We start from the raw sequence: 15,027 nt of genomic DNA, 5'->3' as shown, positions 1-15,027 counted from the left end.
GCGCCGCCGCCGGCCTGTGTCAACAACTTCGAGCCGCTCGACTTGGGCACTGCGCCTATCACTGTCCATAAGGACAGTTCTCAACAACACGCCTCACTCGGCAAGGCGGCCTTCACCGGACGGATACTCCTCAAGCAGCATTGGCGAACTGAAGCATAGGCTCGGAATCTTCGGCATTCTGACTAGGGCCACGGCGGAGCGACAATTTCCCACTGCTTGGCATTTAACCAACGCAACAGTCTTCCTATTTGGCATCTATTACTGTGCTACGAAATCTTCTTTGCGGTTCGAGACCCTCGTCGCTGCAGACATCCCCGTCATCGCTCAACAGATGCCACTTCCCAGTCCCTGGAACCTGCATCAGACCTTCGGGTTTGATCCCGTTTAGGTCGATCCCGTCCAGTCTTTCCGTTTCCGGTCTGGTCCCGGACCATTTGAAAAGCCTGAATTCATCATTGCTGTCTTTCTGAGACCCGGCCATGATGAAGTATCCGCTGCCAGGGGCTGACATCAGTTCCATGCTTCGGATAGCTAGCCCCTCAAGTTGGACTTCCAGCGCCGCCCCCCACACGGCGTCTGCTCCTTCGATCACCCCGGCGGGATTCTTGAGTGGAACAACTATTGCGCTGCTACCACGGAGGGGACTACGCAATCCGATGAGGAGACCGCCGTCAGGGGTTGCGGCGAGGCCTTCCACGTTGAGATCCTTCGGAGCAACCTTAGCCGCAGCCGCAAGGCCGTCTCGAAGATTGGTTACAACTTTCCCAATACCAACCGTGTTGATTGCGCCGCCGAGTGCCGTGGTCTTTGTCGCGAAGAAGACGCGCCGCTTCATCTTGTCCTCGCCGCGGCTGTTAAACGAATGGGAGCTAATCCAGTATACCTTGTCTTCGATTCTCGCTGCGCCTTCCAGGTCTGACTTGTCGTGCCCAATGAAGGCCTGAAAGTCCACCTTCAGCACCGGATCGACTACTCCTCTCCTATACAGACGAAGCACGTTCGTTTCGTCGCTGGCTACCAAGAAATGCTCCGGATCGACGTAGGCGCCGGCTGATGCCTCGCATATGCCTTTGTACTCGGTGGTGGCAGGGGCGGCGAAAGCAGGCGCGGCGATTGCCATCAGCGCGAACAATACGTGACTGAATCTCATCGGGTCCATGCTCCCTTCTACCTCAATTCGCGCGCTTCATCAGAGGGAAGATTGCCTCCAGCATCAAGCTGGATCGGAATTCCGATCTGCTTTCGGTAAGCCACGATCATCGAGGAATAACTTGGCACAAAGGCGGATCTTTCAGTCGGCCTCACGATTTCGAGATGCAGATGAGGAGGCGTATAGAGAGCTGTACCGGGATTGTTGTAACCGGAAATGACACCTATACGCTCTCCACGCTTCACGCTCGACATATCATGGAGATGCGTTAGGCTCTTCGGGTCAAGATGTCTGTAGATGTACGCTCGTCCATTGCTGTCAACGAGGCGAACGACGGCGCCGGTTACAGCAGCAATTTGCGCGTCCGCAGCCGCGACGGCATACCAGCTCCCTGACTTGCACTGCTTGCCTTTGCTGCCTTTCAGGACACTCGGCATTCGGATATCGAGCCCTTGGTGTCCTCGATTGTCCGGACACCCTGCCGTGGCATAAGTCCGACCGGCCTTCTCGCAAAAAGTGTCTCGCCATGGATAGTCGTAGTTCGATTGCGCGCAGCGATCGCCTTCCTTACCATCGTCATACTTGCAGGTGCCCCAATGGCAAGCACCGCCAGGATTATACATCTGGCTATTGAGGATGACGATGTGCTTGGTGACGTCGAACTCGACCGGGAATGTAAGATCTGGGAGGTGGACCTTTCGATCCGTGACGCCGCTTTCCCCGACTCCCAACAACACGCCCGGGGAGTAATAACGAAAGCCGACCAACTCACCAGCTGGTGCGTCGGCAGACGCGAGAATCGTGATTGAAACTGCCAAGATCCGACTGATCATTGTTTTCCACCCAACACCTTCAATGAAGAAATTAAGGTACGCACTGCCGTCTCCTGGGAGCATCGCGGATCATCTTCCTTCCGGCAGCTAACCGTTACCGAGTAGCGAATTTGAAAACGCTTGAATGAGGCCACAACTTCAGTGGGCTTCGAGGACCCATCCTCGGCCAGAAACTGAAACGATATCTCTTCCGGCCGTAGCGGATTTGGATCGCCTTCAGACAGACGCGACCCTTGAACAAGTATGGTAATGTCCTTGCCTCGCGAGACTTGGCTATACCAGTACCCTTTCTCCTTGTCGTACCGATAGAGCGCCGCTGCCTGTCCACTTGCGAGCGACTCAAGAGATTTGACTGATGCGGTCTTATCGGGAAGCGGCAATCCCAGAATGGGAAGCGACACAGGCAGCTGAGACGCCGCATAAGGGCTCGCACTCTCCAATCCCTTCACTTTTTCCTTTTCGATCTGCTCCATAGCCGTCTTCAGCGAGGGATCATTCCAGTCCACATCGCTGACGGCCGCCTGGGCAAATGCCAAAGATGGCAACCCGAAGATGATCATGCAACCACAGGATATGGGTCTAAAGGGCATCTGCTGACACTCCATAATTTGCGATAGTTGGCGACCACCGCCTCATGGGCACGGGCAAGGCGTCAGTCGCTCCCGCGTGAACTCCGCCGATCGCGAGCTCTCCCAATTTGCGTACGAAGATAGGAGCTCCACTTGTACCTGGGCCGGTCTGGCAACCATGAACGACGATCCTGTCGCGACTGTCGAAGACCGAGCAAAGCGCCATGTCATCCTTCATGACCAACGGTTCTCGAGCCTCCCCTAGCGCGACAAGGCGTTCATAGGGACTGTAACCGAACAGGATCAGTTGATCTCCTATCTCGATCTTGACGCGCGGAATGTCCGCACTCGCAATTTCCGTCAACGCAGCGGCATTGAGAATTGGCACCTCGATAACGTCACGACTGTTGGTCCAGATCATCGAAGCGGCGTGGCAAAATTCGCAAAGTTCAAGCGTCAGTTTTTTCCCTGCCAGCGTTTTGAACGTCATCCTGCTGGGAACGCTGATCGTTACGGATTCGCCTATGTCAGGTTTGGCATTGAGGAAGCAATGCACTGCCGTCAGCAGCTTCATGTCAGTGATGAGGCCATGGCAATCCTGGGAGTAACCCAGGATTTCCCGCCATGCCGGCGAAAATTGCCCCACCCTGTCGGCGACGCGCCGAAGTTCCGGATCGGCGGCGTTTGCCGGCAGCTGACGGAAGCATCCCTGCACATACTCCTTCAGTCCCGCGAGCGCCCTTGTTCCCAAGCTACCGACATCGTCTTCGTTCACCGCCTTGAGCCATCCGACAATGTCGCCGGAATGCTTTTCAAAGACCTGCTTGCACTTGGCGTAGTCTCGACTTGCCAGGTAGTTGCTGACTCTTGACGCCAAAATGCTGGAGCTGTCGGCCGCTTGCCCAGCAGCCGCTGTCTTCAACGACCGCTGATGATAGTCCGCGACGAGCGAGGGGTCTTGCGGGTGGCAGGCATTAGCGCAGGCCTTGACCTTGTTCGTAGCGCTGATTGGCGGAGGGGTCAGACGCGTGAGGACATACTCAACTCCTCGCGGATCCATCGGCCTACAAAACGCGCAGGGTTCGTTGGTATTCCGAATGATCTGATTTCCGGCCGGAATCTTTAGTTGCTTGTAGACCCGCAACGTTTCGATGGCGTCATCGGCAATTCTAGCGCGTGGATCCGTAAATATCGGATCGGACAGAGATCGTGCGATATTCTCCCGGACAATTCGCCCCGTCCCTCCTGGAAATGCAACCTCCTGCGAGTACCCCGACTGGCTCGCTCCCAGCAGGAACAACAAGATCACCAAGCGCAGCACGAAAACGTCAACAAACAATCTCATCGCTCAATCTCGATATTTAGTGCTACGCGCCGATCACTTGAGCTATCGCACGAAAAAAGAAATGCCCTATCACGGGCGCTTTCTATTCCATTGCCCAAAGTCTGGTCGCCCTGCTCTCACCTGATTAAAATCCATCTCGAATGTCTGATTGTCTCGGACCGGCTTCCAGTCGACACACGAAGTAGGTAAATGCTGGACGAGGCTAAGCTGGCTGGAGCCCTTCAAGTACGTATCGAATATTGGATCATTGCGCCCCTCTGGACTTAGCCAGAAATAGTCTGCAAAGCGGGCTTTCTCGCCGAAGGCGCACATGCCCGCAGTGCAGTACATGCCAATGTTGAAGGTCTTACCGCCATTCCGAGTTTTGTAGTCCGCAAACTGCGCTGCGATCTGATTAAAATACTTCTTTATCAAGGGACGCATCATGCCGGGTGTTACGCGTCCTAGGTCATCGACGCTGAAGGCAGCAGGCCCCAGCGCTAGGAACCCCGGGTATCTGGTAACGACCTGTCTTCCTTCCTTTCCCGACCTGCGCAATTCTTCCTTGCGTTCTTCGGACATCGGCCGGCCACTGTTGCGCTTGTATTCCTTGACCAACGGAGAAAGGTGCAGTTCTGGCCCATCTATCCCGAAATAGATCGTAGACCAAAAAGGCTGCTTGTTCTGGTCGGCAAGGAACAGCGCGCGCTTCGCGTCGGCAGTACCCGCGTTAGGGTCCATGAATTTCACGGGGCTGTCGTTGTTGTGCTGGAACACAACGCCAATCTTCATGCCGGCCTTGATGATTGCGTCCGACTCGGCTGGCAACAGGGTCTTACCGGGCAATGTCTCGTTCTCATGATCATAGTAGCGAAAAATGGTCTCGACACCGAAACCCTTTAATTCCTGGAGTACCGACCTTCCCGACGGTGCTTTGACCCCAACAATAGGAAAAGAAACGTCAACAACTCTGAACTTAGGGTTCGCCTCGCAGCGTGGTCGAGAGCCCGGCCTCGCCCAGTCTGAAGCCGCTTGAACAATCGTTCCAGTCGCAAAAAAACACACAACGAAGGCGCTGGCGAAGCCGAATTTCAGACACAGCATAGGCACCCCCTTCCTGATTGCCCTATCCACGCCCAGTAAATCAAGAGTTGTGGTGCGACGCAAGCACGACCCGAGCTGCAGGTCCGGCACTTCCGATGTCGACCCCATGGGCCGACCAGACCGGCTTGCCGACGGCGGGCATACCCATCAGCCATCGCCACCAAGGACTTCCCGGTCGGCCTTCAAATCATCCTCGGCTCGAGAGCGAATTGGTTCTGAGAGCAAGTCGCGCTTGCGAGCAAGAGATTGCGCTCGGGCGCGAAGACGTGACTCCGGATCGCATCGACCAGCGGATCAGGGCTGCCGCGGAGGCGCCCATGCGATGGGGCACCGTGATCCACACTGACCGCAACGGCCAACTCACCGTTCGCCCGGATTTCGCGGAGGGACGCACACCGAAATTGCTGGAAGAGAGCACGCTAGCGTACCTGTATTTTTGCCTCAAAGATCTGCGCTTTGTCTCAACGAGCCGCCAAGCAGCTGCAGCGCAAACTCGTCGATCTCATCAAGCGCCACAGGGCGAGCAGGAAAGGTGGCGCTTACACATTGTCTGTGGTCATGGCTCCGCGACCAAGTCGGCGATAGCAAGGTGGACCAGCACAGCCAGTCCACTTCCCAACGGGATTTCTCAATGTTGATTGAACCTAGGCGCTCCCTTCCGGCTTGCGATCAACCAACCGAATTGCCGGCCGGGTCTTGGATTGCGCCTCAGGGCGGCAGGCGTAGTTTATTGCCAAAATCAACTGATGCAGAAATGCGGGCGACTGAGCACTAAAAGCCCAATCCATTTCTTCCGGAAAGCATTCGCCGTAGGCGTCAATGGCGTCGGCGAGCGCTTTGCGCTTCTCGGGGTCGGCCGCTTTGATGACGGCTTCCACCGCCTCGACTACTTCGAACATTCCAACGATTTCGTCGTCGCTCATTTCAGATAGCCCTTCCGCTTCAATCAATCGATCCAAGTCCGCTAACCCATGTGAGGCTGGCGGTCTGCGTTGGCCGCCGCCCACTGTGCGCGGTGTTATCTAGACTGATCGCCATTGATAGGGAAGACCGGCGTGGTGAGGAAAGCCTCTAGCAGACACGGCTACGGCATGCACGCAAGGGGCTCTACCAACCATCGTCGGATAAGAGTCGATGCGGCGCCGCGGATTGCAACCCTCTTGCCGATGAAGCGCGACAGGCGATGATAAGCTCAAGCGGAATTCTCACTTGGCGGACCGCGGCCAGGATCTATTCGTTGTACATGACGACCGTACAGCCTGACGAGATCGCACCCCTGTTCAGATCGCGCGCGCTGGCTGTTGACGCCAAACGGTGCTTTCCTTGCCAAGAACTATCACGGTGCGTATGCCAATAGGTGAACGATGAGATTTGACGGCTCGATGTGGCGCCCGGAGCGGCTCGTTCGTCCGAATTCGCTCAGTCAAGACGCTCTTGCCGCCTCGGTGATGGTCGATCCGAGCAAGGCTCTTGGCACTTTGGAGGAATGGTGGCGGATCGATAGTATCATCGCTATCGCATGCCGCGGTCGACTGGATCGATATGTTCATGGCAGATCACCTTCCTGATCTGCGAATACCTGCAACTCACTCCGCATCAGGGATCACAAGTGCCTTCACAACCGCCAAGAAGACGCATTTCACCCGTTTCAATCGATAGGCTTTCGATCAAACAGAGCATCGATACCGAACTTGCGTTGTATAACCGGACCGGCAACATGTTGGCCCTTTGGGCAGTCGTCGGGATCTGTGCAAGGAAGGGGTTGCCGCTGCCGCCCGGTGTCCGCTCGCGCGTTTTGAAGATCGCGAGCAAGCTCCTGAAGCATGCCGACGACAACACCTTGCGCGCCCGCGAATTGGTCGCCGATATCGTACTGGGTACGAGGAATGCTTCCTCAGGACCTTCCGTTTTCAACGAGTACCAGCTTGAGAAGCGCAACGCCGCCATTGTCGCCCGCGTGCGCGAGCTATTGATGCAGGACTTGGCAGGCCTCAGCGGAGGAAAGAAGGTTCTTCCTGGACATAGCAGGACGAAGAACGGCCGGGGCTCATCGAAGTCCGGCGTAACCCGCAAGAGCCGCGCTGAGGTTCCAGAATTGCCGGCGATCAGGTCACAAACGGCAATTTATGGGGAGGTCGCCAAAGAGCATGCCGTCACGCCGCAGACCGTGAAGCGGCTGTTCGAACAGGATGATCGCGAGGCGGGCTCTTTCAGCTATCGCACTATCCGCAAGAACAGATACCGGGGCGGCATCATCGACATCTAGCAGGAGCCAGGCTGGAAAGAGCGAGGTGAAACGCATTGTCGTTCGCCCCCCGAGCAAATCTGCCATTTCGGAAACATTTCATTTCGGAGAAAGGTAGTAGTCATTTCGGGAAAATGCCGAGCCCGCCGGCTTTCTCGGCCTCAGTTATCTATTTGAAAATGCAAGGATTTTTAGCCAAATATTACCCAGCCCCCTGAAGTAAGGGGGCAACGACAAAGCCACACACCCCTACGGGCCGCCAAGCTCCGTCACTTCCTCGCCGATGACGCCTTCATCTTCCTGCCCTGCGGCAGCCACCAACCGCTCCATTTCCGCAGCCAGCTCTTGGGATCGGGATTGAAGGCGGATCGGAGCGCGCGCAACTCTTCTTCGCGTCGCGCAGTCGAAAGCTCATCGCTGCCTTCGAATCGCAGATGAACCTGCGCCATGGCGTTCTCGCGCCGGGTTCTCTCCGCAAGTCGCGCAAAGTTTTCCCGAAGCTCCCACCCCTGATCGAGCTCAGACCACTTCCTCTCCTGCAGCGCAGATAGCAGGTCCATCTCGCTGTTGGCGACGATCTTGCGCGCGTGGTGCGTCAGTTGCTTTGAAGCACCCCTGCCCTGTGCTGATCCGACATCACCGACCGCTCCGCGCCAGCGCCGGGGGATTTGCAGGAGGTCTACGAGGGGCCGTCTGAGGCCCGCTTCATCGCGCTCAACGAGATCGGGGGCGAGGCACCGGCTCAAAGCACGGATTCCCTGCCAATGGAAACGAATGCGAGCGGCTTCCGAACCTGCATGCCGAGACGAGACCAGGAAAGCGCGGTCGGATACCGCAGTACCGCGTTCCGGGCCAGAAAGAACAGACTGACGTTCATTCGCCCTGCCGGTCAGACCGGTTGGTATCGCAGCATCATGGAATTTTGTCCGCCGCACCGCGAACCGACCAAGCCAGTCGATGGCGGGATCGAGTAGATAGTCGGGAATCGACAGCAGAACCCGGGAGACGAGATTGCCCGCGCTGTCAGCCTCATGCCGGTAGACCCAGTGATAGGGCGATCCTGGCTCCCAATACTCGATACGACCTCCAAGTTCATCGGTAAGATCGGAGACGAGGCGTGCGCCGGCACGATGATCGAATATCCCAAGTGTGCGGTGGTTTACCGTCAGACGGAGATTGAAGAGCAAGCCGAACTGTTGCGGCAGGAAACTGCCGATCTCCCAGATTTCTTTTACCTGCGGCCAGGAAAGATAGGTCTTTGATGGACCAGATGTCACCCTCGCCCGGAATCGGCTGGTCTCAGGGTTCGCCGCGCGACCTCGCTCAGTCAGCATGTCTGACTCAGACTCTGGCGGAACATGCGCCCCGTTGCGTGATGCATCTCGCTTGGCGTCAGCCGGTACAGGTTTCCCATCCCCGAAGCCTTGTCCGTGCAGCGCGACACTGGGATCAGCATGCACCCGCAATCGCCGAGCACGCTGCGGAGACGATATCTTGTCCTCATGGCCTTGGTCCAAACCAGCAACGACAGGTTTCCTAATCAGCCGATCGAGCCGGCTCAGGATCATCGCAAGCTGTGAGGCCGTCAGGTGCTCTCTTGGGTCCAGGACCGCAAGCACATCCTGCCAGAGGGTTTCCGGATCAAGCCGCAGACGATCGCTGATTTCAGCAAATCCATCGACCAACAGCTTTCGGACCTGATCGGACAAGGTGCGCATCAGGGGATCGTCGCGGTCGAGGCGGCGAACGCCCGTCAGATAGATGAACGCCATGAACTGGTGCAGGACGGCGAGTTTTCGGGGAGGGGTTTCCGGCCAGCCCTCGATCAGATCGAGCTGCCGTCCGAGATCGCCCGCAAGGAGCGCGGTCGCATAGCTCATGAGACGATCGTCGAAATCCAAGCGCAAGGCCGAGCGAACCGTGGGTGCGGTGATCGCCCCAAAGCCCCGCACCATTTCCAACTCCCGAAGGAGCTTGCGAGGGTGCCCCCTGGTGACACCAAAGATCAGTTCAAGACCAACGATATCGAAGGCGATACCTTCCCGTTTGCAGATATCGGCCATGAACATCAGCGCATCGGGTTGGCTGACCAGTTCCAGCGGCTGACGGGTCAGCCGGGACAGAAGTGCTGAAGGAAGTTCGTTCGTCTCCGAGGTCATCAGGATGAAGACCGCCCATTGCGGTGGATTCTCGACGATGTCGAGCAGAGCCTGGGACGACCGTCGGGACAGATTGTGGGCCTCATCCAGCAGCAGCACCCGCCGGTCGGCGACGAAGGGGGCGCTTCTGGCGACTTCGAGCAGCTCCTGAATCTTCTCGACGGTGCTGGTCTCCCCGCACTTGAACAGGGTGACGTCGGGGAGGCGTTCGCCCCGGCCGCCGAAGCCCAGGCAGCTGTCGCAGGCCCCACAGGGCTCGCCGTCATCCGGTCGCGTGCACAGGATGGCCCGCGCATAGATCAGACCCGCGCTCGTTTTCCCGGTACCGAAAGGCCCTTCGATCAGGACCGATCTGCGCTCGCGGGAGCGGATCTGCCCTTTCATCCAGGTGACGAGACGCGGTTGTCCGACAATGTCCTGAAGCCGGCGGGGACGGTACTTCTCAGCAAGGTCAACCATCTCGTCTCACCACAATCCCGCCGAATCAGCCGCAAACGACTGTGTATCGAGTGCGGGGCGGTAGCACCTCCATATATCGAATGCGCTGCTCACCGCGACCGAAGAGGGTCAATTCCAGCGCCATACCCGTCGGCAAACTCTCCACGGACGGCCCGGACGCATTGGGAAGCTCAATGTCGGGGAAGATCGATGCAAGCTGGTGTCTTAGGACGCGAAAAGTTAGGACACGAACCTCGGAGGTTCAGCACCTAAAAGCAGGTGTCCATCGTGACTATCAGGAGAGTCCCCGCGTCCGAAGACATCATGAGGGCGCATCTTTCCGAAAGGACACTGCAATGAACGTTTTCGCTAGATTCAACCTTGACCAAAACCACCCCGCCTCCGCCCATACCCCTGACCTACTCCCAAAGACCCCGGAAGATCCGACACCGACGGAATCGGCGCCGTTGGCATCGGAAATGAGCCTCGCAGAGCCCGACGCCGGACAAGCTGATTCGTCGGTTGCATCTCCCGCGGACAGGACCGCGCTCCCTGTGGCATCTGTCGCAGAGGGCTCGCTTGTACCGGTATTTCCCCCTTCGATTGTCCAATACGGAACCGGAATCCACTGGAAGCGGGGTCAGGCATGCTTCGATGCCGGCATCGTCGCGCGCGCCAACGTGGCTCTTGCCGGCGGCATGGCCGACAAGCTGTCGCCGGCTTGGCGCTTCCGCCTTGACGCCGAGGCGATCGGCAAGATCTCCCGCATCACCCAGCTGAAGTCAAAGGGAGCGCCCGATCCGATCCTCACGGTCGGCGCCGGTGATCTCACCTGCACCATCGCAACCACCAAGGGCGACTTCACGGTCGCCCACACCGTACCGTTGCGTGAGATCGTCCAAGGACGCTGCTTTGCCTTCCAGATCAACGGCGAGGTCATCGCGCGGATCGGCGCCCTCTTCGAGGGACCGATGACCTTTGCCTTCGACCCCGAAGAGAACTCACTGCACTGGTACACTGATAAGCGTGAGGGACGATATTCGACGACGGCGACATCGGTGGAGTTGCCCGACGTTTCCACCGCGACTTCACTCGCCGCGCTCGCCACCGTGCCGATCCAAACCCTCGCGGAAGCCGTCGGATATGCGGCCCTGTTCGCTAGCAAAGCCATCCGATCCCGTGGCCCGTTCGACGGATTACGTATCGGTGGCGGGTCGGCCACCAGCGGCTACATCCACGCGATGGTCAAATATGCCTCTGCCACCATTCCCGATGACCTCGATATTGTCGTCCCGATTCGTCAGGCGGGCAACCTGAAGGCGGTGCTCGCGAAGCTCTCCGGTCCCATCGAGGTCGCCACGACCGACGCCAGCGTGCATCTCAGGACTGAGGATACCCGGATCTCCTGGATCAAGGACGGCAATTGGCCTGCTGCCCTGGACAAGACATTCCAGCTGCCGGTGAAGAGCTCAGTCACCATCCCAACAGCCGACCTGCAAAAGGCCGCCATCGCGCTGTCGATTGCAACGGAACGGGTGGAAATCCAGATCGATCATGGGGACAATGGTCTTGGTCGTCTCCTCCTTGCAGGTCACAGCCCGTCCGCAACGGGCGTGGCGCCGATCTCGCCATGGTCGCCGGTCGGCGAGCTTCCGATCGACATCTGGACATTCTCGCTCGACGTCGCAGACCTCCTGGCCGCGCTGCTTGCCGTTCGGACCGATTACGTCACCCTCGACGTCATCGACCGCGGTATGTATCTGCGATCGCGCGCCCCGAGCTTTGAAACCACCGCCATCCTTCTGGGCCGGCAACTCACATAAGCCCGGCAACGATCGCACCAGTTCGGTCTGATGACTTCTCCGTCGTTGGCCGAGATATCGGATTTGCCTGCAACACCGGCTCCTCGCGGATGACATCGCGGGGAGCTCTTTCTTTGTCGGGCGGCCGATAACAGCAGGATCGGCCCGCATCGCTGCCCCCATGGCACGATATTGAGTCATAAATCGCTGAGGCGATCTGTTGGGCTTGCGCTATATCTCTTACCCCTTCCCCCTACCTCCTCCACCCACCCGTCCACCTTCGCGTTCCCCTTTCCCTTTCCCCTTTTCCCTTGACCTTACGGCAGAGATTTTGACACGCGAGGAAGCGTTCAATCGCCATCATGCTCTTGCTGATTGGTCTCCGTCGTCCGACGAGGCGGACCCTGATGTCGGTTCATCCGTTCCCTCAGAGTCGCGCCGAGCTCTCATCACACCGGCCGACATCCTCTGCCTGCCCCGCCCTGATACCGCTTCGTCGAATTCTCTCAACATCGCTCACCCCACGCTGAATCTCGCCTGCGCCTCGAATGCGCTAACACAACAGAGAGACAGCCTTGAGCAATTCCATCCCTTCATCCGAGCCGACCGCTTCCGACTCCACCGCCCCCGCCACCGCTGCGCCCGGGCCGAACTCTTCCGATGCGACCAAGACCGTTGCCCACGCCAACACCGCGCGCCCGACCAAATCGACCTCCACCATCCCCGGACACCAAGCCGGGCGTCCCCCTCGCGAGAACACGGGTAAGCACGCCTTCGTCCAGCTGGCGCGAACGCCCCTGGTCCCCGAGAAAATCCTCAAGGAGCACGGCGCATTCTGTGTGATCGACACCCGGTTTCGTGCTGCCGCCCGTCTCCTGCAATGCCTTTGGCTGCGTGATCACGATATTCCCGCAGCTTCATCGGACGCAGGCGACACCTTCGACGGCCCCGCGGCCTTCGGCAATATCCTTGCGCCCGATGCGGCGTATGCCGGTCGCAATTTCCTGAGCTCCGCCATTCATCACCTCGCACTGCAGGAATGGCTCATGTGCGAGGAGGACGCGGCCATCGACGACGAGCGCTTGTTCGGCAACGCGCTCAGCTCCATGCCGCTCGTATTCAATATGTTCGGCCCGATGGCCCTCGACCTCAAACTCGCCACCGCCATCTTCCGCGAGCTGCTCCCGGGCTTCGTCCGCTCCGTCGAACGTATCCAGTTCGAACACTCACCTGGCCGGCGCGACGAACGCTTTTTGGCCGATCGAAGCGCGGTGGATCTCGCCGTCAGAGTCACCACTCCCGGTGGCGAACCCGGCACCATCTTCATCGAAGTCAAATTCAGCGAAGGGATGGATGGGGTTCCCGCGCGAATGCGCGACCGCTACAACGAGGCCTCCAAGGGGGTTCGTCTCTACGATAATCCCGACAGCCTCATCCTCCGCGCCGGGCCCGTCGACCAGCTCTGGCGGGAGCATATGCTCAGTCAGCTGGCTGTCGACAACGGCATCACCCCCCGCGCCGTCTTCCTCGCGATCGGCCCGAAGCTCAATCGCCGTGTCCAGGGTGTGTTCCGCGTCTATCAGGGCGAGCTCATCGACCCGGAACGGCAAGACACCGACCGCGTCCCCTTCATCCCGCTGACGCTCGAAGCCGTCATCGAGGCGATTGCCACGGCAGGCGCCACCGACCACGCCCAGGTATTGTGGGGCCGCTATTGCGACTTCGACCGCGTCTATCGCCTGTCCCTCCATCAACTCGCCGGCGACGCAGCCCCCGCCCCGGCAGACAAGCCGGCACAACACCATCACGCTGCCGCGCTTCCTCCCAGTCGCCGGGCGCTTGCCGCAGCGCCGGCGCGGCGGACGAGATCGGCTTCATCGCGCCCGCGCGGCAACACCGCGTCAGCCAAGCAGGAGGCGGTGTGATGGCAGCGAACGAGCTCCTCACCGTCGAGGACCGGGTCCGCCTCCTTGTGCAAGCACTCTCGGACGACAGGGACGGCCCACCCATCGTCAAATTATTCACACCCGACGGTGCGGCGACCTGGCTCATCAGCGAGGCTGACCCGGACGATGCTGATCGGCTTTTCTGTTTATGCGACCTTGGCATCGGCTTTCCAGAACTCGGCTACGTCAGCCTCGCGGAAATTTCATCCGTCCGGGGCCGGCTTGGCCTTCCCGTCGAGCGCGACCTCCACTTCGTCGCCGACAAGCCGCTCTCCGCCTATGCCGAGGAAGCACGCAAGCAGGGGCGGATCGTTGCCTAGTAAGAAACCGCAATGCCCGCATCAATGGGACCACGAGCCCCGCTGCCAGCCCGCCTTCGTCAACCACTACGAATGCGATGGCTGCGGGGCCGTCTGGGAGGACGAATGGTCATGCGGCTGCGACGACGAATGTCCCCGGTGCGGTGTCGATATCAGTCCCAGTTACTCGAAGAGGATCGCCCCTTGTGCTTGCGACCATCTCGGGCACTGACGATGCGCATTCACTACCGCAGCTATCTATATCGCAAGGGCGCAATTCTCCCACGCGGTTCCAAATCAGAAAATTAGACCGTGTACGCCGCCGATGAAACCAACTCTACAGCACTTCGCACCGGAGGGTGCATGATTGACCGCGAGATCAACAATCCACGCTCATGGAACGGCCAGCCACTGACCGGCGACTGGCTCGTGACACTGAAAGTCGATGGCGTCCGCGCCATATGGCACGACGGGCTCGGCTGGATGAGCCGAGCGGCAAAGCCGCTCCACAATATCCCGCGATGGACGAGCGGGGCACGCGACTGCGAGGTTTTCGTCGGCACCTTTCACGACACTATCCGGGCGATCCGTACCAAGCATTCGCAGCCCGACACGCCGGTGGTGCTTCCAGAACACCTATACGGGCTCGACACACTCGATACGCGGCTGCGTTGGGGCATGCTGACCACTCCCAATGCTGACGACATCCAGTCGCAGCTCCAAAGTGCCAACAGCCTTGGTTATGAAGGCCTGGTTCTTCGTCAGCGCGACCGGTGGATCAAGGTCAAGCCAGAGGAGACCCACGACGTCACCATAACCGGGTACGCCGAGGGCCGGGGAAAGCACCTCGGCAAGCTCGGTTACGTCAAAACCGTCCAGGGAGACGTAGGCTCCGGATTCACCGATGTTGAGCGAGAGGTTCTATGGGCCGAAGCGAAGGCTGGGAGGCTTGTCGGAAAAGTAATCGAAGTGCGCTGCATGCAGGTCACCCCGCTGGGGCAGTTTCGCCACCCCGTCTTCGTCCGCAGGTCGTGTCCCCTGTGATGGTGTAGCTCGGTAGAGCAAAGCCGTCCGCACGCGCGCCCTCAAATAGCGCCGTAGCGGGCGGACGGCTTTGCGGTGGTCACCGGCGATTCGCCGGTAGGGTCGGGTTGCTGA

Annotated in this window: 12 protein-coding genes; 5 read left to right on the top strand and 7 right to left on the bottom strand. The window is 59.0% G+C overall.

Going from position 1 to position 15,027, the window contains the following annotated elements:
• Window positions 1-244: 244 nt before the first annotated feature.
• The 6 genes from ACT4OC_RS29765 to ACT4OC_RS29740 form a co-directional block, all read right to left on the bottom strand.
• Complete coding sequence (locus tag ACT4OC_RS29765) at window positions 245-1,159, bottom strand: DUF3616 domain-containing protein (protein WP_444842641.1); 915 nt, start codon at window positions 1,157-1,159, stop codon at window positions 245-247.
• A gap of 8 nt (window positions 1,160-1,167) precedes the next feature.
• The gene (locus tag ACT4OC_RS29760; RefSeq protein WP_444842640.1) at window positions 1,168-1,983 is read right to left on the bottom strand and encodes a hypothetical protein; all 816 of its coding nucleotides are present in this window, start codon (window positions 1,981-1,983) and stop codon (window positions 1,168-1,170) included.
• A complete protein-coding gene (locus ACT4OC_RS29755; protein ID WP_444842639.1) occupies window positions 1,980-2,543 on the bottom strand; it encodes a hypothetical protein in 564 nt (187 codons plus the stop codon). Before ACT4OC_RS29755 ends, ACT4OC_RS29760 begins: the two co-directional genes overlap by 4 nt.
• A gap of 19 nt (window positions 2,544-2,562) precedes the next feature.
• Complete coding sequence (locus ACT4OC_RS29750; RefSeq protein ID WP_444842638.1) at window positions 2,563-3,897, bottom strand: hypothetical protein; 1,335 nt, start codon at window positions 3,895-3,897, stop codon at window positions 2,563-2,565.
• Window positions 3,898-3,966: 69 nt separating this feature from the next.
• Window positions 3,967-4,980 carry a glycoside hydrolase domain-containing protein gene (locus tag ACT4OC_RS29745; RefSeq protein WP_444842637.1) on the bottom strand — a complete coding sequence of 338 codons (1,014 nt, stop codon included), beginning with the start codon at window positions 4,978-4,980 and terminating at the stop codon, window positions 3,967-3,969.
• A gap of 644 nt (window positions 4,981-5,624) precedes the next feature.
• Window positions 5,625-5,903, bottom strand: a complete 279-nt coding sequence (locus ACT4OC_RS29740; protein ID WP_444842636.1) for a hypothetical protein — start codon at window positions 5,901-5,903, stop codon at window positions 5,625-5,627.
• A gap of 686 nt (window positions 5,904-6,589) precedes the next feature.
• On the opposite strand from ACT4OC_RS29740, the gene ACT4OC_RS29735 reads away from it, so the two are divergent.
• Window positions 6,590-7,246 carry a hypothetical protein gene (locus tag ACT4OC_RS29735; protein WP_444842635.1) on the top strand — a complete coding sequence of 219 codons (657 nt, stop codon included), beginning with the start codon at window positions 6,590-6,592 and terminating at the stop codon, window positions 7,244-7,246.
• Window positions 7,247-7,494: 248 nt separating this feature from the next.
• Here the strand turns inward: ACT4OC_RS29735 and ACT4OC_RS29730 are convergent, their stop codons facing one another.
• Window positions 7,495-9,843 (bottom strand): DNA polymerase III subunit, encoded by a 2,349-nt coding sequence (locus ACT4OC_RS29730; protein WP_444842634.1) that lies wholly within the window; start codon window positions 9,841-9,843, stop codon window positions 7,495-7,497.
• 335 nt (window positions 9,844-10,178) lie between these two features.
• Between ACT4OC_RS29730 and ACT4OC_RS29725 the strand changes: the two genes are divergently transcribed.
• The 4 genes from ACT4OC_RS29725 to ACT4OC_RS29710 all read left to right on the top strand — a co-directional run bounded on the left by ACT4OC_RS29725 (window position 10,179) and on the right by ACT4OC_RS29710 (window position 14,913).
• Window positions 10,179-11,645 (top strand): hypothetical protein, encoded by a 1,467-nt coding sequence (locus ACT4OC_RS29725; protein ID WP_444842633.1) that lies wholly within the window; start codon window positions 10,179-10,181, stop codon window positions 11,643-11,645.
• Between the two features lie 554 nt (window positions 11,646-12,199).
• Window positions 12,200-13,549: a PGN_0703 family putative restriction endonuclease gene (locus ACT4OC_RS29720; RefSeq protein ID WP_444842632.1), complete on the top strand. Its 1,350-nt coding sequence runs from the start codon at window positions 12,200-12,202 to the stop codon at window positions 13,547-13,549.
• Window positions 13,549-13,890 carry a DUF2958 domain-containing protein gene (locus tag ACT4OC_RS29715; RefSeq protein WP_444842631.1) on the top strand — a complete coding sequence of 114 codons (342 nt, stop codon included), beginning with the start codon at window positions 13,549-13,551 and terminating at the stop codon, window positions 13,888-13,890. Before ACT4OC_RS29720 ends, ACT4OC_RS29715 begins: the two co-directional genes overlap by 1 nt.
• A 342-nt stretch (window positions 13,891-14,232) precedes the next feature.
• Window positions 14,233-14,913: a hypothetical protein gene (locus tag ACT4OC_RS29710; RefSeq protein ID WP_444842630.1), complete on the top strand. Its 681-nt coding sequence runs from the start codon at window positions 14,233-14,235 to the stop codon at window positions 14,911-14,913.
• The last annotated feature ends 114 nt before the right edge of the window (window positions 14,914-15,027 follow it).

This window comes from Bradyrhizobium sp., from assembly GCF_052389815.1.
Classification (GTDB): Bacteria; Pseudomonadota; Alphaproteobacteria; order Rhizobiales; family Xanthobacteraceae; genus Bradyrhizobium.
This window is presented reverse-complemented; position numbering and strand designations above follow the sequence as displayed.